A 19,444-nucleotide genomic window follows, 5' to 3' on the forward strand; every position below is an offset into this window, starting at 1 on the left:
ACGGCATCGCGATCTTTGTCGCGACGCCGTCTATCCTCGCTGAATGATCGCCATTCGATTGCTAACAGGGGTCACAGGTAGCTCTTGACGGTCGCCCGGAGGGCCTCGGTGTGTTCGTAAATCTCCTCAAGCGAGTTGATGGCCACACGCGTTTCTTCTTTGCTGTCGTTGAAGATGCCGATGTACTTCTGGGTTCGGTTGAAGTGCAGCCGAGCAATAGGCTTGCGGTTGTTGTCATCAAGCAGTACGGCAAAGTAGGACTTTGCATCGCGTTGGGCGACGCGAATCGGCTTGACCTCGCTGCAGACGATTGCACGCACAATCTGGTAGCCCTCGATTTCTTCAAGCGTCGTCTCCAGGCCGTCAGCTTCGGCGAGGTCTGCCTCCGCGACGGGCGCACTGGTGACAGCGGTGGGTACAGTCGTGTCCTCCGATTGCGGGAATCCAGGATTCCCCAGAGCTTTCTTCAGCCGTTCGTTGACCTGGTCATTGAGGAATTGTTTTGTGGCCTTCCCAACCAGCGTGGTGAATTGATCCCGTACCTTCTGTGTATACGGCCCGGAGTAAACCCTGGCTGTCAGGAACTTGACCCATTCGTCTTCAGGCTCCCTGAACTGTGCAGCCAGTGTTCTCTTCAACTCGCCGATGTACTTCAATTCGCCGGCCGCGCTGATGATTGAATCCAAGTCAAAGACATCCTTGGACAACTTCTGTAACTCGGGGATCAGCATCTGGTCAATGTCGTTCAGGTCGAGCACGAGGAACGGCTTGGCATCCATGCGGTTCGGTGCATCCAGGTCTGTGAAGAACTGGTAGACCTCACCGTTGGTCAGGATCGCTATACGAGCGTTTGTGACGGCAAAGTAGCGGAAGAGCTGAGAGGCGTGCTCGATTTTCACAGGCTCTGTCGACTTCTTGCACTCGATCAGAATCTGGACCTCACCGTCCTTGACGATCGCGTAGTCGATCTTCTCGCCCTTTTTGAGCCCTACATCCGCGATGAACTCCGGGACCACCTCCAAAGGATTGAAGACGTCGTAGCCAAGAATCGTCGAAATGAACGGCATGACGAACGCGTTCTTCGTTGCCTCCTCGGTCTGAATTACACCCCTCTGCTGCCGCACTTTCGTTGCCAGCGCTGAAAGTTTCTCCGCAAATTCCATGTCTTACCCCCAGGAATGCTCTTACCCGGACACAGCTTCGTGTCCGGTGGCAGTTTCAAGCTGATGAAGCAAAAACTTACATGGCACGGGTGACATTTACACGCAACCGGTTGATGCTGCCGTTATGTTGCCATCCGCTGCGCCGAAATCCGGTGAGCAAAGCTTCCGCCAAGACAGTGTGTGCCGAAGGCAACTTAGAATGTCAGACCCCCGTGACAGTCTTTGCTTATGGAAAGCGGAGCGGTTGTGGATGCGAAAGGCATGGCTGGACTGGCCGGTGCCGTCGCATCCCTTACCGGGTTGGTGGACGAGCTAGCGGGAGTTGTGAACACCTCTGCCGAGGCTGTGGGCCGCACGGATGGTCACGACCCACTGCATGAACTTTCAGAGTCCTGCCTGGACAGCCTGGGCATTGTGGCCCGGGTCGAAGCTGCTACTGCAGCGGTGAAAGTCCGGCTGCTCGCAGAACATTCGGAGGCCGCAGCCGCCATGGAAGCGCCGGCGGAAAGCGCCTTCGAGTCGGCGGCCAGGGAGATGAGTATCGTCGCCGAAGTCGCCTGCACGCTCACCATCGGCGAGGGAGCCGCGTCCGCGCTGTTGCAGGACGCCCATGCGCTCACCACCTCTCTTCCGGCTACGCTCAAGGCCATGGAGGCTGGAGCCATTTCTTGGCGGCATGCCCAAATTATGGTCGATGAAACCAGCGGCCTGGACTCGGCAGCCGCAGCAGCCTTGGAAGCCCACTTCCTGGACCCGGAGGCGCCTAACGCGGCCCGGGGTGCATCTGCCGGAGAGCTTGTGCCGGGCCGTTTCCGGCGGAAGGCACGTGCCTGGCGGGAACGCCATCATCCCGAGTCCCTGGAAACCCGGCACGTTAAGTCCGTGTCGGATCGACGGATGGAATACTCGCCGGACCGGGACGGCATGGCCTGGGTTTCGGTCTACCTGGCTGCTGATAAGGCCTGTGCCATCTGGAACAGGACCTCCGCCCTGGCACGTGGACTGCAAGGACCGGACGAGGCAAGGACCCTTCCCCAGCTCAAGGCAGACCTTGCCGCCAAATTGCTACTCGGTGGCGCCACGGACCTGGCCGGACCCTGGCCGTCCCTCAAAGCCGATGTCCTGGTCACGGTGCCAATCCTTTCCCTCCTCGGTGCTACGGACGAGTCTGCCGACCTGGATAACTACGGGCCTATCCCCGCGTCCATGGCACGCAGACTCGTCACGGAAGGTGCCGGCTCTTTCTATCGGGTTTTGGTGGACCCCCGCGACGGAGCCCCGCTGGAACTTGGCCGCACCAACTACCGGCTCACGGAGTCACTCAAACGGTGGTTGAGGATGCGGGATGGGAAATGCACTTTCCCGGCGTGCAGCAACCACAGCCAGGACAACGAGGCGGACCACCTCACGGCTTGGGAGCATGGGGGCGCCACCGGAATCAGCAACCTGGGACAGTTATGCCCCAAGCACCACCGGCTCAAACATCGGACCGGCTGGAGTCCGGGTGCGGCTTCCAAGAATGAGCCACCGGGCTGGACTTCTCCCAGCGGTCGCCACTACAACGCCGAACAACCGGACCGGGAACCGACAATCTGGCCACCGGGCTGCCTGCCGGGAGAGACCAGCGCGCTGGAGGTACTGGTTGTGGACTATCTCGCGATCTCGTAACCAGCGTTAGTTGGCTGCGCGGAGGACACACCCGCCTGCCCCTTCACGGCTGAGAACTCATCCCCCGATGTTGATGTTCCCCGACGTTCACCATGATGCAACCAAGGCGCCCTGAATCGTTTCGCCAGGCCCAGCAGGCTTTTCAAGCACCCTCAAGCCCGGAACACCCCATCACCGGGCGGACATCCCCGAGGTACCAGGAGTACTCCCGTGTTCGTGAAAAGCACCCTCGCCGCCGTCGCCGTCCTCGCCTCACTGGCCGGGACAGCCGTAGCCCCTGCCCAAGCCGGGGCCGAGGCACCCAATCCGGCGCCCGTCGTCGTCGGCCAACCCCTCGCCGGCACCCATGCCCACAACGACTATGAGCATGACCGTCCCCTGTTCGACGCACTGGGGCACGGTTTCACCAGCGTCGAAGCGGACGTATGGCTGGTTGACGGTGAGCTGCGCGTGGCCCACGACCTCGCTGACGCCAAACAGGGCGTCACGCTCGAAAGCCTTTACCTCGACCCACTCCAGGACCTGGTCCGCAGCACCCCCGGCCACAGCGTCTACCCCAACTGGGACGGCAGCCTGCAGCTCCTGATCGACATCAAGAGCGATGGCGAGGCCACCTACGCCGCCATCGAGCAGGAACTGGCCGAGCACCGCGACATCATGAGCCGCTACACCAACGGCAACGTCAAGACCGGCCCGGTCACCGCCGTCATCAGCGGCAACAATCCGCTGGCCACCATGCAGGCCCAGGACAAGCGCTTCAGCTTCTACGACGGACGCTCCACCGACCTCACCTCCGGCCTGCCCGCTGCCCTGATGCCGCTGGTCAGCGACAACTGGACCAAGCTCTTCACCTGGCAGGGCGTCGGCCCCATGCCGGAGGCCGAGCGCGCCAAGCTGGGCGCCTTCGTGGCCACCGCACACGCCAACGGCTACCGCGTCCGCTTCTGGGCCACCCCGGACCAGCCCGGTAGCGCCCGCGACGCCGTCTGGACCGAACTCGCCGATGCCGGCGTGGACCACATCAACACCGACGACCTCGCCGGCCTCCAGCAATTCCTCACCGCCCGCGGCGCCTGAGCCCCCACTCAGGCCAACAACAGAAACAGGACCACCCCATGCTTTCAAAGACTTTGACAATCACGACGGCGGCGCTCACCTTGGCATTCGGCCTCCTGGCGTCCCAGCCCGCTTTCGCCGAAACAGCAGAGGCGGACAGCACCAGCGACGGCAACCAAGCCTTCACCTTCGCTGCCATCGGTGACATCCCCTACGGTGCCGCCGAGATCGCCAAGTTCCCGTCCCGCGTCCAGGATCTCAACGCGGACAAGGAACTGAAGTTTGTAGCACACGTGGGCGACATAAAGAACGGTTCCTCCGTCTGCTCGGACCAGTATTTCTCGTACATCCGCATCCAGTTCGATACCTTCACCCACCCGCTGGTCTACACGCCGGGGGACAACGAGTGGGTGGACTGCCACCGCACCAACAACGGCGCCTACAACCCGCTGGAGCGCCTGGACAAGCTCCGGGAGGTCTTCTTCAACCAGCCCGGCAAGATCCTGGGCGCCACCATGCCGGTAAAGTCGCAGGAGAGCCTGGGTTTGCCGGAGGACGTCCGCTTCGAGAAGAACCGGGTGGCTTTCTCCGTCCTGAACGTCCAGGGCAGCAACAACTCCCTGCTGCCGTGGAGCGGGCTGGGCAAGACTGACCCCACGCCGGAGCAGCTCGCCGAGGTGGAACACCGTACGGACGCCGTGATCGCCCAGATCCACCAGACCTTCGCCGAAGCCAGGCGCAGCAACGACCGCGCCGTGGTGCTCATGGAGCAGGCCGACATGTTCGACCCGTCGCTGCTGGCCGACGCCACCGCAAACCCGGCAACGGTATCCGGCTTCCGCGAGGTCGTCCAGGCCATGGTGGAGGAGACCAACAACTTCGACGCTCCTGTCTACCTGGTCAACGGCGACAGCCACGTTTTTGCTGAGAACCAGCCCCTTGCCGCGGGCTCACCCTGGCTGGGCATCTACGGCTCACCGGCCGCGGACAACCTGCAGCGCATCACCGTGGACGGCGCCAACAATGCCGTGGACTACGTCCGCTTCACGGTGGCCGGCAACAGCGCCAAAGGTGCGGACGTGCTGAGCTGGGAAAAGGTCCCCTTCAGCCAGTAGCAGCCAAAAGGAAGCGGACGACGGCGGTCGCCCACCCGCCGTCGTCCGCTTTCCCTGTGGGAGCTACAGTCGGAGCTCCATGAAGACGCTGTGGGGGTCCAACACGTAGGCGGCGAAGGGCTCGCACACCGTGAACCCGTGCCGGGCGTACAGCCGCCGCGCGGCCGCGAAGTAGTCCTCGGTTCCGGTCTCCAGATAGACCCGCTCAAGGTTCCGCGTACGGGCGTCATCAAGGATATGCCCCAGTATGAGGGCGGCCACGCCCCGGCCCCGGGCGGTTGCCGTGGTGCGCATGGACTTGATCCCGCCATGCCTCTGCGGACCGGCGGGGGAGTCCAGCAGCTTAAGAGCGCCGCACCCCAAAAGGTTGCCGTCCTCGCGGGCCGTCCAGAACGTGACGGACGGGGCGGACAGGGCCGAATGGTCCAGGGCGTGCACGCTCTCGGCCGGCGAGGTGGCGAACATGTCGGCGAGGTGCTCGCTGAGGAGCAGGTGGACGTCGTCGCGCGCGGGGCTGTCCCGGTCTATCGAAATCATCGCCTCAAACTTACCCGTTGCGCACAGCGGTACCCGTATGCCAAGATTCCCCTGATCGTGAACCGACTCCAGGAGGTGAGACCCATGAACGCTGTATCCGTAATGGGTGCTCCCCCGCAGCCCACGATCCGCGGCTGACCCAGCCGTCCACAGGGAGCGCCGCACAGGCAAATTCGCGAAAGGCGACTCCCATGAACACAACACCTTCTCCCGTCCCGCACCCCGTCCCGCACCCCGTTCCCTCGGTTACTTCCGGGCGCGCCCTGGTCCTCGGTGGCGGGGGCTCCACAGGAAACGCTTGGCTGATCGGCGTTCTCGCCGGACTGGCAGACGCCGGGCTGGACGTGACCGGCGCCCACCGGGTCATCGGAACATCGGCGGGATCCACGGCCGCTGCGCAGATCGCCGGCGCCAGTCCGGCGGAGCTCTACGCCGCCGTCATGGACGCGCCGCTTCCACAGCGGCTGCGGGCCGCCGGAACTTCGTCGGCCGGCAGTCCGGTCCCCAACCACCTGGAGCGGACCGGCAGGATCATCGCCGGTTCCGCAACTGCGGCGGACATGCGTCGGAGGATGGGCGCGGCCGCCATCGACATGGCGGAGGACTACGACCATTCCGGACGGTGGCGGGCCACCGTGGCGGCCCGGCTGACGACACAGGAATGGCCGGAGCATGAACTGCTGATCCCAGCGGTGGATGCCAGTACCGGTGAACCGGCAGTGTTCGACCGGTCTGGCGGCATCGACCTGGTCGACGCGGTCGCCGCCAGTTGTTCCAGCGGCTCCGCCTACCGGATTGGAGACAGGAGCTACATCGACGGCGGCTACCGGCGAAATGAAAACGCCGACCTGGCCACCGGGTGTGGCAGGGTCCTGGTCCTGTCACCCTTCGGTGGCAGGACGCGCATGCCGCTTGAGTGGGGCATGCAGCTCGCCGCGCAGGTGGAGGAGCTCCAAGCGCATGGCAGCAGAGTCGAAGTGATCTCGCCTGGCAGCGGGGCCGAGCACATGTTCGGCGCCAACGCCATGGACCCCTCACTCCGTCCGGCCGCGGCTCACGCCGGATACAACCAGGGCAAAGACCTCGCCGGGAAACTAACTAAATTCTGGCAGTAGTGGAAAATGCGAATTTAGGGTCGTTTTCTTGGCCTGGACGGAGTTTCCGGCGGCTTTTGTCGGGCAAAACAAAACAAACGGAAACATCGCGACGCAACCAATTTCAAAAATTATCCCAATGGCCTTGGCCGGGTCCTCCGCTCGCCACCTGCGGGGCATCGGGAGCCGCCTGATGCGCCCCTGCAGGACTGGATAAAAAAATAAAAGCAGGTATGGTATCCGGTAACGCAAAGCAAAGAAAGGCGTGATTCCGATGTCCGGAAAATCCCCCAAAAGCGGCGCCGCTAAAAAGGTCGGCAAGTCAATCCTGGAGAAACGTGCCGAAAAGAGAGCTAAAAGCGAAAACAGCGAGCTCAGTTTTATAAAACCGCGCAAAAACCAGCGCTGACCATGCCAGCGGGCGGCCGCCCGGGACTCCTAGCCCGCGGCCGCCCGCACCACCCCGGCAAGCCCCACCGCACCCATAGCGGGGGGATCAGCCAAAGGACACCACCATGATGACCTCCCGCAACGCCCTCGTCGTTCCCACCCGGCTCACCCAGCCTGTGCACATCCGGCCGATCGACCTGGACGAGACGGCCTTGCAGAAAATCGCGTCAGGCGGCGTCGGCCTCCTCGCCGGCACTGACTGGCACGTCTATCTGGACAGCTCTGCCGCCAGCCCAACCACGAATCCGCGCGCCGAAGTGCTCATCCGCGAGGCCGGCATCGAACTCGACGGGACCATCCAGGGGACTGCCCTGTTCCTGGGGCGCGACAGGGTGGACGGCGAGTGTGACGCTCCCCGCCACCTCATCAGACTCGCCGAGCAGCTGTTCGACATGCCGCTCGCAGCGTAGCCGGTCCGGCGCTCGATGACGCGTGCCGGGCCACACTGTTGGGGGGGGCGGACGGCGGCGGATGAATATCCGCGGCCGTCCGCCCTGCTTACTTTTCCAGCAACCCGCCGCTCGCCCACCGCCGGACCGCCAGCTTTTCAGACGCATCGAACTCCAGCAGCGCCACCCGGCAGAGTTCCTCCACATTGGCCGTCCATGCGGCAGCAATCTCGGCCGCGGTCGCATCGTCCCGCAGCTGGAAATCGGCGTATGCCAAGCCCTGCAGCACAAAGTTCACGGCATTGCGGGAGACGGGTTCGCCGGCACTGACACAGTCATCCCGCACCTGCCGGGCCAGCTCATTCCGGTTGAGCTGATGTTCCCGGAGGCGGGCCTCCATGGAGGTGAAGATCTGCCGAAACTGGGCCGCCGACAAGGCAGGGACGTCCGTCACCCGGGTGACCCGCTCCTCGACGCCGGGCTGAACTTCGGCGGGAGCGGGAAGGTCCTCAGCGGAGAAGCGCTTGGCGTCCCACACCCAGCCGCCCTTGGCCGGTGAGTATTCGATGTCCTTGCCGATCTGGGCCACCCACGCTCCGAACCGCCCAAGGCCGGCCCAGTCCGTCTTCAAGGACGGCTCCGCACTCAGGGCCCGGTGCGCCACCAAGGCTCCTTTCACCGGGCCGGACGCGGACCGGACAAACTTCAGTACCTCAGCCACCGCGGGGGAACCCGTTTTTGGCTTTGCCTTTGCTGTTGCGGGGCCGGGCGGCAGCTTCGCCGAAGCCACGGCATTGATGGGTTCGGCGGTGGTGCCGTTGAGAATGGCCACGAAGTCATGTGACTCGACCACGTGGTCCGCCATTTCCCGGTAAGCGAAGGCAACGGCGCCGGCGGCGATCACGGTGGTCATCCGGTCAGCTGCGCGGAACCGCTGGATCAGGGAGGTGAAATCGGCGTCGGCCGAGGCGATGAAGAACTCCTCGATGGCTACGCTTCCGGAGAGCGCATCCATGGCATCGAGCACCAGGTTGATATCCGTGCTGCTCTTTCCGCGCTGCGTCAGCGACGGGCAGTCGATCACGCGAAATCCAGCCCGCGTCCAGTAGGGGCGGTACTTGGAGTACACCATGGGGTTCAAGTAGCAGTTGCGGATCAGGAACCTCCGGGAGTCGTCAGCGGCTCCGCCATCTGACAGGGCATCGGCCCACTGCTTGGGATCCTCGGCAAAGCGCCTCGCCGCGGCCGGGTCCAAGGCCTGCAGGCCAGTGAAAACATTGTCGAAATCGACAAACATCGCTGCACGGATGCCAGGCCGGCGCGCAGGTTCAGGTGCCTTGTTCATTGGCTTAGTGTGCCAGCCCTCCAGCTCTACCGCGGGCTTTTGTCGATGACGCAGAACAGGTTCCCGTCCGGATCCTCCAGCACGACGAAGTCCGGATCCTCCGGGTACGAGTCCCAGTCCACGCGCCGGGCGCCGAGCGAGACCAGCCGCTCCACCTCCGCGGACTGGTCGTCCGCATACAGGTCCAGGTGGATCCGCGGATGGTCCTGGACCGGGGTTTCGCTGAGCATGAGGGACAGTTCCGCGCCAGGGCCCGACGACGGCACCAGGGTCACCCACGTATCGTCACCGGCCTCCCGGGGGACATAGCCGAGGGCATCGTTCCAGAACTTCGTGGCGGCGGCGACATCGTTGACGCCGAGGACAATGGTTCCGATAGTCAACATCCGGCCAGCCTAGACCCGAAGTGCCGGGCCGGGTAGGTGCCGTGTGGCCGGCGGCGTCCGGGCTAGACTCGGGCGGCATGGGGGAAGACAGCACACCCGAAGAAAATGAATCAGCCGGACGCACCAAAGTTCCTGGGGCCGCGCTGCCCTTGCTGGGCGTTGTTGCCGTGTTGGCAGGTGTCCTGATCGCCTACCTGAACCGCGATTTCACTGGCTGGTTCGCCTACGCGCCGCTCAGCAATAAGCCGTTCGTTGCCGACAGGGCTGCCTTCGTCACGGAAGGCACCCAGGTGGGGTTGGCGGTCATGGTGGCGGGGCTGCTGTTGCTCGCCTTCTGGGCTGGCTACAGGCTGGGCCGGCGGTCCAGTCCCGCCGGCAGTACAGGAAAAATCCAGGGGTAAGGCGCCGCTCCGGCTTCCGGCGCAAGTCGGGGACTGGGTTTGTTGATCGGCTTGTCCAGCGCCAGGCTGATGGTCTGGCCCGGTAACAATTCGCCGCTGGGCAGTTCGGCGAAGTCATACCAAGCCCCGGCCGTGCCCGTGCTCGGACGGTTGGCCGAGCGCAGCTGGTCAACGCCGAAGCGGAACGAAACTTGCCGCTCAGTATCGCCCGGCGCGGTGGTATAGGTCAGTGGGATGCCATTGGCGTCGGTGGTGAAGGTTCCCTGGGCACCCTGGATCTTCAGCTCGCCCGGTATCAGCCGGACCTTCGTCCCGGCCGGAATGGGTTGATCCGCCGACAACGACGGGTTATACAGCAGGATCTGTGCGGTGGTGGACCGGAACTTGTAGCCTAGGCTGTCGAAGGAGTCCCCATCCACCGTGGTGTAGAAGATGGTCTGGCCGAACGAGTTGTTGACCTCTGTACCGGAGCCGGAGCGGCTGTCTACCGGTTTCTTCTGCAGCTGGATGATTTTGCCGGCCTGGATGAAGAAGACGTTCCCCTTTTCGTAGGCGAACGGAACCTTATTGGCTTCCGCCAACTGCTCCTCGGTCAGGTTGAACCGGTAGGTGATGCCGGCCAGGCTGTCGTCGGGTTCCACTGTGTAATTCATTGGAATGCCGTTTACGTCGCCCGTGGCAGCGCCCATTGCGCCCCGCCCTGGACCGGCCGGCATCAGCCGGAGCTTCGTGCCCGCAGGGATGACGGCTCCGGGCTGGAGTCCGTTGAACCCGGCCACCTTCGCCTCCGAAAGCTTGTAGGCCTTCGCCACTGCTGCGAGCGTGTCGCCCGCCGCCGTGGTGTAGAAGTCCACATTGCCAAACGAGTCCCGCACGGTTTCCCCGCTCAGCGCGGGCTTCGCGGCCGAAGACGCGGTGGGGGCGGGGGTGGACTGGACGGCTGCCGCCGGCTCTGCCGGGTGGTCGGAGTAGGTACACCCCGCCAACCCGGCCAGCAGCAGGACCGTAACCGCGGCATGCGGCCAGGCCACGCGCCTGGATGCCGCCTCGGATGTACTGCCGGTTCCCACCATGGATATGCCCCCCCAGAAGTCCGGCGCAGCCGGGTCAAGGCCCACAATGGACCAAGGCGAGCCTAGTGGATGAACTGCGGGCGCGCCGCAGCAGCCGTCAAAAAGGCAAGCGGACGACGACGGGATGTGCCCGTCGTCGTCCGCTTGGGAAGGATCGTGGCGGACTTAGTCCTCGTAGACCGCGATGAAACGGCCCACTACGCCGCCCTTGCGCAGCTTGTCGATGGCGCCGGGGATATCCGCCTGCTTGATGAGGTTCATCGGCGGGTTCAGCTGGCCGGACTTCATGAGGGCATAAAGGTTTTCGAGGTCTTCCTTGGTGCCCGACTTGGATCCCTTGATGGACAGCTGGTTGATGATCAGCGGGTAGGTGTTGATGGTCGCTTCGAGGCGTCCCATGCCCACCTGGACCAGCGTGCCGAACTCGGCGAGGGTCTCGAGTGCGGCGGAGGTGGTGGTGCCGAACCCGGCGTAGTCCACGATGAGGTCCAGGTTCTTGTCCTTGAACGCCGTAATGGACTCGGCCACTCCGGCGAGGCCGATCTCACCGGCGAGCTTTTGCGTCTCGGGGTTACCTCGGCGCCATAGACCTCCGCACCTGACAGTGCTGCCACCCGGGCGCCGATGTAGCCCAGGCCGCCCAGGCCAATCACGCCTACCTTCATGCCCGGTTTCGCCCCGCCCACGGCCATGATCGCGTGGTAGGCGGTCAGCCCTGCGTCGGTGGCCATCGCGCCCAGCTCGAAGGAGACCTCGTCCGGCAGCTTCACCAGGTTGTCGTCGGTGGCGAGGAGTTGGGGCCCGAAGCCGCCGTCCCACTTGCCATAACCCAACGCATCGCCGTCCTTCATGACGGGGGAGAGGCCAACCCGGTCGCCGACCTTCCAGTGCTCCATGCCAGCGCCCACTTCGGTGATGACGCCCGCATTTTCGTGACCCATGGTCCGCGGGGGCTCGGGGAACAGCGGCATCCAACCGGCGTCGTCGATGGCGGTGACGTCGGAGTGGCACACCCCGGCGGCCTTGACGCTGACCACTACCTGGCCCGGACCTGCACTGGGTTCAGCCACTTCGTTCAGCGTAAGGGGGTTGTTGGTGCCGGTGAACTGCCATGCCTTCATGGGGCATCTCCTTCGGATCCGTTGGATAAGTTCATGCATATGCATGTAATTACAGCCTACGCCTGTTTTGGCCGAGCGTAGCCCCGGATGTGATGCGGGGAACATGCCGCACACTTGGTTCCCGGGCATTATGCGTCGGATATTTCCGACATATACTGGGGTGGTGCTTCCCGATGTTTTCGCCGCCGTATCCAACCCGGCGCGGCGCGTCATCCTCGACGAACTGCGACAAGGGTCCAGGACGGCCGGCGAACTTACCGGCCTGCTGGACCTTAGCCGTCCGGCGGCATCCGAACACTTGGCCGTGCTCCGGGACGCAGGGCTGGTCCGTGAGGAACGGCAGGGACGGAACAGGGTGTACCACCTGCAGCCTGCCCGCCTCGCCGAGATCGGCGGCTGGGTGAAGCACTTCGAGCACTACTGGAACCAGCGGTTGGACGCCCTGGCAGACCTTCTGGACGAGGAGAAACCAAATGACTGAAAATGCCATCAGGCTTGAACGCCATTACCCCCACCCCGCCGCTGCTGTGTGGGCCGCGCTGACGACACCGGAACTCCTGGCCCGTTGGTGGGCCCAGGGCAACATCGCACCCGTGGTCGGCCACCGTTTCACCATGGACATGGACGCCTGGGGCCGGCAGCAGTGTGAAGTCCTCACCGTTGACCCCGGCGCGTCCATCAGCTTCCTCTTCTCCGAAGGCCAGCTGGATACCACCATCACCTGGCGCCTTGAGCCGGTGGACGGCGGCACCATCCTCCACTTCGAGCACGCCGGGTTCCAGCTCGACACTCCTATGGGACGCCACGCCATCGAAGGCATGGGCAACGGCTGGCCCGGCCTGCTGGCCCGTATCGATGGGGTCCTTGCCGGGGTGTCCTGACTCCCAGCCTCCTGCTACGCTCCACGTAGCCGGGCCGCCGTTGTGCTTAGGGCCGGGAATCAGCTTTGGATGTTGAGCGAAGGAAGCACCCATGACGGTTGCCCAGATCCAGGTGGACCAGCGCGTGATCGGGATCGATTCCCGGCGCTTCGCCTCTGTTGAGAAGGCGCTCGTGGAGCTCATCACCAACAGCGACGACAGTTACGCGCGGGTGGAAAGAGCGGGCGGCAACGTGACCGGCAGGATCCTGGTCGGCTACCAGCGGCACCACTCCGGAGCGGTGCTGACGGTCAGTGACCAGGCGGAGGGCATGTCCTTCCAGCAAGCCGGCCGCATCCTCAGCTACGGCGGCGCCCACAGCCCGCTGGCGCGCGGCGAGGGCGCAGGCCGCGGCTACTTCGGCCGCGGACTCAAGCAGGCCATCTTCGGCCTGGGCCACGGCTGGATCGAAACCATCCAGGCCGGCCGGTTTACCCGGATCGATATCTTCCGCAGCAGCAATGGCGGCTACTTGTATGACGACGACGGCGCTGACAGGCAGGCATTCCCCGCGGACTACGCCCGGCTCGGGATACCCGACGGTGGCAGCGGCACCAAGGTCACCATCGTCGTCGACAACCCGCACGCCACCATCACGCAGCAGTCAACGCTGCTTCAACTCCTCGCGGACAACATCTACCTGCGGGAAGTGCTGGACCGGCGCACGGTGGAACTGCTGCACGGACACCCCGGAAACGGGGACGACGGCAGCGACATCATCCGCTTCCGGGAGCCGCCGGCGGCAACACTGGTTGGCCCTGATGCGCCCGGCAGCTTCAGTGTCGGCGGAACCGAGTATGCGTTCACCGTCACGCTGAAGCGGGCCGAGGGTGTCGAGCTGACACTGAAGGGCGACGAGCGCACCGCCGGCCTGGTGGTGGAGTCCGGCATGGCCGTGCTCGACTGCCAGATGTTCGAGTTCGAGAACCAGGTGGGCACCGAATACCTCTTTGGAATGGTCCGGTGCCCGGCGCTGACCGACATGCTGGGCAGGGGCGTAGCCATCATCAGTGACGAGCGTGAGGGCCTGAACACCAAGGACCCGTTCGTTGCAGCATTCTCGCACGCGGTAAGCCGGATGATCGCGGCACCCGTCCAGGCGGAAAAGGAAAAACTCACCCATTTGGAACGTGCCACCACCTCGGGCCGGACGGCAGGGATGATCGAACACCTGCTGCAGCATATGAGTGAGGCCGCCGTCCGGGACCTGGGCCTGGAAACAGCACCTGAGGGCCGGAATGGGAACCGCGCGGAGCCCCCGGAGGCGCCACTGCCGGCGGCGCTGCGGTTCACAACGCCCTTCTACTACCGTCCGCCCGTGCATCCGTTCCATGTAGCCCTGCTGCTGGATCCACACCAGCTGCCCCGGGGGGAAATGTTGGAGTTCGATCTGGACCTGCCGCCCACGATCCGGCTGGACCCGCTGCCAGCACCTGTTCCGGTCGGCGCGCTCGCGGAGACTTTACGGCTTGAGTGGACTGCGGCGGGGGAGCAGGCCGGGGACCAGGGGCAGATTACCGCACGGGCGGGGAACTACTGGGCGCTCTGCGAGGTGGTCATCGCCGACCACGCTTCCCGCCGCACCGCAGACCAGCCGCCGCACCGCGGGGCCGCCGGAACATTGCCGGCCCCGCGCCGCCAGGCCCACCGCGCGAGCCGGGACCACGGCGTGGACCTTTTTACCGGCTACGACTTCAGGAACCTCCACAACACCACGGACCGTGCCGTGTACTCCGAAGGGGAGCGGAAGGTCATCATCAACACCGCAGCCCCCACCGTCCAGCTCTACGTCGACGGCCGGGGGCGGTTCCGCGACTCCGCCCGGCTCCTGCTCGCCGAGCTCTTCCTTGACGTCATCTCGGATGAGCTGGCACGGCGCAGCGTGGATCAGCATGGCCAGGGAGGTGACCTCGAAGCGTTCCGGAACGCCAAACGGGCCATCATTGGCCGCTACGGCAGCGAGGTGCACCGCACCTTCCTGGGCTGAGGCCAGTTGGCAGGACCTTCGGGGCCGGGCGTTTACCAGCGGCTTCGAAAGGGTAACCCTCGATTATGACTGATTCCGGAGCGGGCGGCGCCAACGATCCCTTCGACGGCAATGACGGCATCGCAGCCGGGCCAGCGCATGCCGAGACACCCGAGAGCATTGCCGATGACGTCCGCCATGACATCCAGCTGGGCCAGGTCCAGGACGACGTAGCGCACGTCCTGCAGGAGCGGTTCGAGGACGCGGGCATCGACGCCCGCCCCGAAGAAGTGGACGACCTGGCTGAAGAAATAGAGCGGGACGCATCCAGCTAGCGACCCGGACGCTGGCCGGCCCTAGGGCCAGTCTGCGCGGGTGAACCGGACGGGACTGGGCAGGGTCAGAAGGCAGTCCGACGTCCATTCCGCCACCCTGTGCTGGACATCCAGCGGATCTGCCGCTGCGACCTGCTGCGGATCCTGGTTGGTGGCGTCTTGAAGACCTTCAACTGAGCTGTTCACTTATCCCCCTAGTAACGCGTGTGTGCCCACACTAGGCACCGCCGGATGCCAAGGGAAGAGAGTTAATCCAGCAGCCGGATAAACTGCGCAAATCTTGAGGAAGGCTGCCGGCGGGGAGGGGCCGGCGGCACATTTACTGTCCTGCGCGTGCCAAAACAGCGGTGAAAATGGCGGACAGGGAATCGGCTTTAGCCTGGGTGTCTGGCTGCGATAGTACGGTGCTGGAAGCCTCGATGGAGAATGTTCCCCTGCGCGCCCCGCACCGCACCTGCCAGGCGCCTGTGCCGTCGCTGAGCTGGTAGGCCACAGCGTAGCTGGCGTCAGCGGAAATCGTGGTAGCCAGGGTGGAAACCGTAGACCAGGTGCGGCCGCCGCCTTCCACCGAGATTTCCTGCACAGTCGCGCAGCCGCGGAGGCGTTCGGATCGACTGTCGAAAGGATAGGGCGGGATCGCGGCCGAGGGCATGCTGATGACTGTGAAGTCGGCGTTGTCCATCTTCGCGGCCCCCTGGATCTGACCCTGCCCGTATACAGAGCCGGCCAATGACGCGAAGTACGCCTGGTCGTCGAAAACGCATTGGGTGGCGGGCGGCTGCGACGTAATGGTGGGAGTTGAGCCACGAGGCGGCTCGAGCACGGTTGCCTGTGGCAGGCGTACCGGTTCCCCGGCCGGCCCGGTCATCCCCTTGAACAGCGCCACCATCTGGTCAGGCGTGAGTGAGTTTGGAGCGCTTGGTGCCGCTGGTGCTTGGGGCTTACCCGCTTCGTTGATGAGCTCCTTCGCCAGTTCCGCCATCGAATCCAGGGCCGGCTTGGCATCGGCCTCCGAATTCAGTGCGGCAACGGCAAGGGTCAGGGTGATGGACAGGGTGCCGTGCAGGACGCGTAACCCGACGGTGCCGAAGTCTCCCGGCCCCTTGGGCTTGGTGACCTGGGTAAACGCGTGCTGTTTATCGCCGATGGAAGGTGCGCCCAGTAACTGGACGGCAGAGGTGGAGGTCCTGCCCGCCTCCGTATAAGCAAGGTCGAACTGGTTGCAGCGCTGCAACACGTCATCCGCATAGCCGAAATCGGCGGCGGCGATTGCGGCCTGGTCCGCGCTCCTGAGGAGGATCCAGATGGTGGTGGTGGGTCCGGACTCACCACCTGCCGGAGGCATGCCGCCCTCCGCAAAAAAGATGTCCTTGTCTGCCCAGCGGGTGAACGGGTCCTGGGGAACCAGGGCTATGCAGTCTCCCGGCGTGGTAACCGTCTGGGCTTGCGGGAAGGACCCGCTGGCGGCGCCCGAGCGCAGGCGGGTTGAATCCTCACCTGCTGGGTAAGGCAGGTTGCGGCTCTTGCCCACCCCGTTGATGATGGCTGCGAGCTCCGCATCCGAGAAGGGGCCGGACCCTGACCCTGTGGCGGTCGCTGTTGCGGAACTGGAGGCGGGGGAAGGAGCTGGCGGGCTGCTGGCCGGAGGGGTGCCGCCTGGGGAACACCCGGCCAACGCGAGCAGGACTGCGGCGAGGGCACCGGCCCGGCGGCTGCTGCTTCGTCCCGGTGCACCACTGCCGGGCTTCGCGCTTCCCCCTGCAGCCATGTCCGGCCTCCTTTGCCAGCTCCTACGCTAGGGACCGGCGGCCGGACCCGCTAGGGCCGGAGGACCCGATCAGTCACCGTGCTCCCAAGGCCAGGAGTGCTTCCGACGGCAGCAATTGGAATCACTTCCAGCCGGTCGTCCGGCCCCGCAATCACCAGGACGTGCTGGGCCGTGACGCCCTCCAGGGCCGCTGCCACCAGTCGCACGGCCTCCCCAACCCCCGGAGCGGGGGTGGACGACGGCGGAACTACCGCGCCGCCGTCGTCCGCCCTCAGCCAGGTGGCCACCTTGGCACCTCCCGTGGCTTCAGCGATGCCGCGTGCCAATGCCTGGGAATCCGGGGAACCGGGTGGATAGCCGCTGACGAGTGTGATCCGCTCGATCATGTGCTTGTGCGCGGGTGCCGCGGCGGCAAACAGGACCCGGTCATGACGCCACAGCGCGAAGTGGTAGCCGGCCACGAGCCCGGCTGCCACCAGGAGGCCCAGCGGTGCGCGGATGCGGTCCAGGAGGCCTCCGCCGGTGACGTCGCCCAGCAGGAACTCGAAGAGCCGGTAGCCAATCACCAGCAGCGTGATGAGGGCCACCACGGCACTGACGCCGAAGAATGCCACCAGGTAGACGCGCCGGCCGGGCGGAATGTCCGCAGCGGTGCCCGGCTGGTGCCTCGGTTTCCATGCCAGCCACCAGACCGGTGCCCCCACCAGCAGGGAACTCAGGCCGCCCAGGAGCAGCGTGCGGGTAGCCCCGCCGGCGAGCGGAGACACGGCTGTGGCAAGCAGCGCGTTGACCACGACGCCGATGCCGGACGCCGCCGCGGCAAGCGCCACGGCGGACGTCACCAGGAGGCTGGCCCGGCGTGTGCGGGTGGAACGCGCGACGGAAGCGGTGCGGTGGTAGCGCCACACCAGGGCGCCTATGGCTGCGGCTGCGATGGCCGGGGCGAGCGGTTCGAGCAGGTTGCCCAGGGGGTCGCTCCGGTCAAACGCCAGCCGCAGGAGGACAAACAGGATGACGCCCAGGCCACCCAGCGCCGTGATACCGGCGACGAAGATGCCCACGGCAATGATGGTGACGTCCACCAGTCCCGTCTGGAAGCGTCTGCCCCCATCCCGGAACCAGTGCCACCACCACACCGCCGCACCGCCCGCAGCCCATACCACGGACCTCAGGATGGGCAGCCACCACGGCTCAAAGGAAGCCGCTGCCGCGAAACCGCGGATTGCCACGTCCAGCAGGCTGCCCAGCGCTGCAATGGCGGCGCCGGCGCCAAGGAGGAGTCCAAACACGGAGCCGACGACGGCCCGGACGTCCTCGAGATGCGATGACGGTTTGCGGGGGTGCGTCCACATCCACCGGTGCCACCACCAAATGGCTGACCACACGATGCCGTTGGCCAGCGGCGACGGCCACTGGCTCTCCTGCGTGTCAAGGAAGGAGGTGGCAAGGTTCAGCAGCGACGTGGTGCTGATGATCAGCGAGACCGCATACATCCCGGTCAGGTAGAGGCCCCACCCGGGCGCCCTGCGTTCGGATTCGTCGTCCAGGCGCCTCCACACAAACCACCACAGCAGCAGTGCGAGCGGGCCACCGATCAGGGTGAAGGCAAGGGACAGGGCCAGTCCTGCGACATCACCGGACACCAGGGTGGATGCGGTCCGGAAGAGCCGCTCCAGGAGTCCCTGGAGACCGGATGCCGAGATCAGTACCAGGGCAAACAACAGGACGTACATGATCAGCCGGCGGAGGGTTGCCAGGCCGCTCGAGGGAGCGGCGACCACCGGGGCTGCCGGATCCGTCATTGCTTCACCGGTACGTCGGTGCAGGCCATCAGGGGATACGGCGGCTGGTCAATCTTCCATGTCCCGGCCACCTTGAGCAGCGCGAAGGAGTCCTCCATCTCATACTCCGAAGGCCCGAAGGGTCCGCCCTGGGACGACCGGACAATCGAAACCTTCACGGTGGCTGAATCGGGGCGTTCCGTCGTCGAGACCAGGACAACGCGGGCGGGCGCCGGCTCGCCGTAGTAGGCGCCGCGGCACCGGCTCTTGGCAGCGTCCGTGAGGTAGGACTGGGCCGTGGTGCTGTCGCCGTCGATCACTGCCTTGCTGTAACGCTGGACCACTCCGGCGGGGCTTTCCCCATCCAAGGGTGCAGGCTCGCCGCGGGTGAAGACCACCGCCAGTGCCACCACCACCAGGACAACCACAACGCCTACCAGGGTGAGCAGGATCCGGTCCGGTCTTCGCGCAGTGCGGTCCCTGGCAGTGTCGTACATGACGCAAGTATGGGGCCGGGCAGGCCGTTCCGCCCGAGTCTTTGGGCCCGCCTTTGACGTGTCTGGGCAGATTCCGGCGGAGCGGTAAGTGCAGCGGCTCAAGGACCGGTCATTCCCGCGAAGCCGTGTTCCGGTTGCGGAGGCAGGCTTTGAGGCAACAGTGTTGTTTTGAATGCAACATAAAGTTTTCCTGATGGAGAGGCGTGCCCTGCGGACCAGGGCCAGGAGCAATGTAGAGCTTCCTCAAATTAATGCTGCGTATACCCCTTGACTGTGCTTCACATCACGGCCTATCTTGAAACAACCAGGTTGCAAGGAATGCAACTCCAACATCATTGGTGGTTTTATGAGTACCCAACAAAACTCACCCCGGGCAGGA

The 19,444-nt window shown here is 64.9% G+C and carries 21 protein-coding genes and 1 pseudogene; 11 read left to right on the forward strand and 11 right to left on the reverse strand.

Annotated features, from left to right (window positions below):
• Window positions 1-71 precede the first annotated feature (71 nt).
• Window positions 72-1,163: a type I restriction endonuclease gene (locus PV772_RS01090; protein WP_307358293.1), complete on the reverse strand. Its 1,092-nt coding sequence runs from the start codon at window positions 1,161-1,163 to the stop codon at window positions 72-74.
• Window positions 1,164-1,391: 228 nt separating this feature from the next.
• Between PV772_RS01090 and PV772_RS01095 the strand changes: the two genes are divergently transcribed.
• The 3 genes from PV772_RS01095 (at window position 1,392) to PV772_RS01105 (ending at window position 5,002) form a co-directional block, all read left to right on the forward strand.
• Window positions 1,392-2,831, forward strand: a complete 1,440-nt coding sequence (locus tag PV772_RS01095) for an HNH endonuclease signature motif containing protein (RefSeq protein ID WP_141182523.1) — start codon at window positions 1,392-1,394, stop codon at window positions 2,829-2,831.
• 210 nt (window positions 2,832-3,041) lie between these two features.
• The gene (locus PV772_RS01100) at window positions 3,042-3,908 is read left to right on the forward strand and encodes a phosphatidylinositol-specific phospholipase C/glycerophosphodiester phosphodiesterase family protein (RefSeq protein WP_347885113.1); all 867 of its coding nucleotides are present in this window, start codon (window positions 3,042-3,044) and stop codon (window positions 3,906-3,908) included.
• A gap of 38 nt (window positions 3,909-3,946) precedes the next feature.
• Window positions 3,947-5,002: a hypothetical protein gene (locus PV772_RS01105; protein ID WP_347885114.1), complete on the forward strand. Its 1,056-nt coding sequence runs from the start codon at window positions 3,947-3,949 to the stop codon at window positions 5,000-5,002.
• A 63-nt stretch (window positions 5,003-5,065) separates the two neighbouring features.
• Here the strand turns inward: PV772_RS01105 and PV772_RS01110 are convergent, their stop codons facing one another.
• On the reverse strand, window positions 5,066-5,539 hold the full coding sequence (locus tag PV772_RS01110) for a GNAT family N-acetyltransferase (RefSeq protein WP_347885115.1): 474 nt from the start codon (window positions 5,537-5,539) through the stop codon (window positions 5,066-5,068).
• 191 nt (window positions 5,540-5,730) lie between these two features.
• On the opposite strand from PV772_RS01110, the gene PV772_RS01115 reads away from it, so the two are divergent.
• The 3 genes from PV772_RS01115 (at window position 5,731) to PV772_RS01125 (ending at window position 7,493) form a co-directional block, all read left to right on the forward strand.
• The gene (locus tag PV772_RS01115; protein WP_347885116.1) at window positions 5,731-6,654 is read left to right on the forward strand and encodes a patatin-like phospholipase family protein; all 924 of its coding nucleotides are present in this window, start codon (window positions 5,731-5,733) and stop codon (window positions 6,652-6,654) included.
• A 253-nt stretch (window positions 6,655-6,907) separates the two neighbouring features.
• Entirely contained in the window at window positions 6,908-7,042 is a 135-nt protein-coding gene (locus PV772_RS01120) for a hypothetical protein (RefSeq protein ID WP_347885117.1), read from the forward strand.
• A 106-nt stretch (window positions 7,043-7,148) separates the two neighbouring features.
• Window positions 7,149-7,493, forward strand: a complete 345-nt coding sequence (locus tag PV772_RS01125) for a hypothetical protein (protein WP_141159262.1) — start codon at window positions 7,149-7,151, stop codon at window positions 7,491-7,493.
• 88 nt (window positions 7,494-7,581) lie between these two features.
• Here the strand turns inward: PV772_RS01125 and PV772_RS01130 are convergent, their stop codons facing one another.
• Together PV772_RS01130 and PV772_RS01135 are read right to left on the reverse strand one after the other, a co-directional pair.
• Window positions 7,582-8,817 carry an NYN domain-containing protein gene (locus tag PV772_RS01130; RefSeq protein WP_347885118.1) on the reverse strand — a complete coding sequence of 412 codons (1,236 nt, stop codon included), beginning with the start codon at window positions 8,815-8,817 and terminating at the stop codon, window positions 7,582-7,584.
• A gap of 26 nt (window positions 8,818-8,843) precedes the next feature.
• Window positions 8,844-9,203, reverse strand: coding sequence for a VOC family protein (locus PV772_RS01135; protein WP_347885119.1), 360 nt, complete (start codon window positions 9,201-9,203; stop codon window positions 8,844-8,846).
• Window positions 9,204-9,280: 77 nt separating this feature from the next.
• Here PV772_RS01135 and PV772_RS01140 point away from each other — a divergent pair, with 77 nt between their 5' ends.
• Window positions 9,281-9,604, forward strand: coding sequence for a hypothetical protein (locus tag PV772_RS01140; protein ID WP_347885120.1), 324 nt, complete (start codon window positions 9,281-9,283; stop codon window positions 9,602-9,604).
• On the opposite strand, the gene PV772_RS01145 is transcribed toward PV772_RS01140, so the two are convergent.
• The 3 genes and pseudogenes from PV772_RS01145 to PV772_RS01155 form a co-directional block, all read right to left on the reverse strand.
• The gene (locus tag PV772_RS01145; protein WP_347885121.1) at window positions 9,547-10,635 is read right to left on the reverse strand and encodes a LysM peptidoglycan-binding domain-containing protein; all 1,089 of its coding nucleotides are present in this window, start codon (window positions 10,633-10,635) and stop codon (window positions 9,547-9,549) included. The two genes, PV772_RS01140 and PV772_RS01145, sit on opposite strands and share 58 nt — an antisense overlap.
• A 207-nt stretch (window positions 10,636-10,842) precedes the next feature.
• On the reverse strand, window positions 10,843-11,688 hold the full coding sequence (locus PV772_RS01150; RefSeq protein ID WP_347885172.1) for a zinc-binding dehydrogenase: 846 nt from the start codon (window positions 11,686-11,688) through the stop codon (window positions 10,843-10,845).
• Window positions 11,574-12,011, reverse strand: a pseudogene (locus PV772_RS01155) (alcohol dehydrogenase catalytic domain-containing protein); the annotation flags it as partial. The pseudogene PV772_RS01155 and the gene PV772_RS01150, both read right to left, overlap by 115 nt.
• Here PV772_RS01155 and PV772_RS01160 point away from each other — a divergent pair.
• The 4 genes from PV772_RS01160 (at window position 11,962) to PV772_RS01175 (ending at window position 15,019) form a co-directional block, all read left to right on the forward strand.
• The gene (locus PV772_RS01160; protein ID WP_307358323.1) at window positions 11,962-12,279 is read left to right on the forward strand and encodes a metalloregulator ArsR/SmtB family transcription factor; all 318 of its coding nucleotides are present in this window, start codon (window positions 11,962-11,964) and stop codon (window positions 12,277-12,279) included. The pseudogene PV772_RS01155 and the gene PV772_RS01160 overlap by 50 nt on opposite strands.
• A complete protein-coding gene (locus PV772_RS01165) occupies window positions 12,272-12,679 on the forward strand; it encodes an SRPBCC domain-containing protein (protein ID WP_141182514.1) in 408 nt (135 codons plus the stop codon). Before PV772_RS01160 ends, PV772_RS01165 begins: the two co-directional genes overlap by 8 nt.
• Window positions 12,680-12,770: 91 nt before the next feature.
• Window positions 12,771-14,705: an ATP-binding protein gene (locus PV772_RS01170; RefSeq protein ID WP_347885122.1), complete on the forward strand. Its 1,935-nt coding sequence runs from the start codon at window positions 12,771-12,773 to the stop codon at window positions 14,703-14,705.
• Window positions 14,706-14,770: 65 nt separating this feature from the next.
• The gene (locus tag PV772_RS01175; protein ID WP_141159271.1) at window positions 14,771-15,019 is read left to right on the forward strand and encodes a hypothetical protein; all 249 of its coding nucleotides are present in this window, start codon (window positions 14,771-14,773) and stop codon (window positions 15,017-15,019) included.
• Window positions 15,020-15,040: 21 nt separating this feature from the next.
• Here PV772_RS01175 and PV772_RS01180 read toward each other — a convergent pair whose 3' ends face one another.
• From PV772_RS01180 to PV772_RS01195, 4 genes are all read right to left on the reverse strand, one after another.
• Window positions 15,041-15,205, reverse strand: a complete 165-nt coding sequence (locus tag PV772_RS01180; RefSeq protein ID WP_168223183.1) for a hypothetical protein — start codon at window positions 15,203-15,205, stop codon at window positions 15,041-15,043.
• Window positions 15,206-15,338: 133 nt separating this feature from the next.
• Window positions 15,339-16,787 (reverse strand): hypothetical protein, encoded by a 1,449-nt coding sequence (locus tag PV772_RS01185; protein WP_347885123.1) that lies wholly within the window; start codon window positions 16,785-16,787, stop codon window positions 15,339-15,341.
• 50 nt (window positions 16,788-16,837) lie between these two features.
• The gene (locus tag PV772_RS01190) at window positions 16,838-18,589 is read right to left on the reverse strand and encodes a DUF5671 domain-containing protein (protein ID WP_347885124.1); all 1,752 of its coding nucleotides are present in this window, start codon (window positions 18,587-18,589) and stop codon (window positions 16,838-16,840) included.
• Entirely contained in the window at window positions 18,586-19,065 is a 480-nt protein-coding gene (locus tag PV772_RS01195) for a hypothetical protein (protein WP_347885125.1), read from the reverse strand. The genes PV772_RS01190 and PV772_RS01195 overlap by 4 nt, the downstream gene beginning before the upstream one ends.
• Between the last annotated feature and the right edge of the window lie 379 nt (window positions 19,066-19,444).

The organism is Pseudarthrobacter sp. CC12, assembly GCF_039907755.1.
In the GTDB taxonomy this organism is placed as follows: Bacteria; Actinomycetota; Actinomycetes; order Actinomycetales; family Micrococcaceae; genus Arthrobacter; species Arthrobacter niigatensis.

Excerpts from the sequence above, each read along its gene's own strand:
- PV772_RS01170 (WP_347885122.1), top strand. The coding sequence starts at position 12,771 with ATGACGGTTGCCCAGATCCAGGTGGACCAGCGCGTGATCGGGATCGAT.
- PV772_RS01120 (WP_347885117.1), top strand. The coding sequence starts at position 6,908 with ATGTCCGGAAAATCCCCCAAAAGCGGCGCCGCTAAAAAGGTCGGCAAG.
- PV772_RS01095 (WP_141182523.1), top strand. The coding sequence starts at position 1,392 with ATGGAAAGCGGAGCGGTTGTGGATGCGAAAGGCATGGCTGGACTGGCC.
- PV772_RS01105 (WP_347885114.1), top strand. The coding sequence starts at position 3,947 with ATGCTTTCAAAGACTTTGACAATCACGACGGCGGCGCTCACCTTGGCA.
- PV772_RS01135 (WP_347885119.1), bottom strand. The coding sequence starts at position 9,203 with ATGTTGACTATCGGAACCATTGTCCTCGGCGTCAACGATGTCGCCGCC.
- PV772_RS01130 (WP_347885118.1), bottom strand. The coding sequence starts at position 8,817 with ATGAACAAGGCACCTGAACCTGCGCGCCGGCCTGGCATCCGTGCAGCG.
- PV772_RS01125 (WP_141159262.1), top strand. The coding sequence starts at position 7,149 with ATGATGACCTCCCGCAACGCCCTCGTCGTTCCCACCCGGCTCACCCAG.
- PV772_RS01090 (WP_307358293.1), bottom strand. The coding sequence starts at position 1,163 with ATGGAATTTGCGGAGAAACTTTCAGCGCTGGCAACGAAAGTGCGGCAG.
- PV772_RS01140 (WP_347885120.1), top strand. The coding sequence starts at position 9,281 with ATGGGGGAAGACAGCACACCCGAAGAAAATGAATCAGCCGGACGCACC.
- PV772_RS01115 (WP_347885116.1), top strand. The coding sequence starts at position 5,731 with ATGAACACAACACCTTCTCCCGTCCCGCACCCCGTCCCGCACCCCGTT.
- PV772_RS01165 (WP_141182514.1), top strand. The coding sequence starts at position 12,272 with ATGACTGAAAATGCCATCAGGCTTGAACGCCATTACCCCCACCCCGCC.
- PV772_RS01110 (WP_347885115.1), bottom strand. The coding sequence starts at position 5,539 with ATGATTTCGATAGACCGGGACAGCCCCGCGCGCGACGACGTCCACCTG.
- PV772_RS01185 (WP_347885123.1), bottom strand. The coding sequence starts at position 16,787 with ATGGCTGCAGGGGGAAGCGCGAAGCCCGGCAGTGGTGCACCGGGACGA.
- PV772_RS01175 (WP_141159271.1), top strand. The coding sequence starts at position 14,771 with ATGACTGATTCCGGAGCGGGCGGCGCCAACGATCCCTTCGACGGCAAT.
- PV772_RS01190 (WP_347885124.1), bottom strand. The coding sequence starts at position 18,589 with ATGACGGATCCGGCAGCCCCGGTGGTCGCCGCTCCCTCGAGCGGCCTG.
- PV772_RS01195 (WP_347885125.1), bottom strand. The coding sequence starts at position 19,065 with ATGTACGACACTGCCAGGGACCGCACTGCGCGAAGACCGGACCGGATC.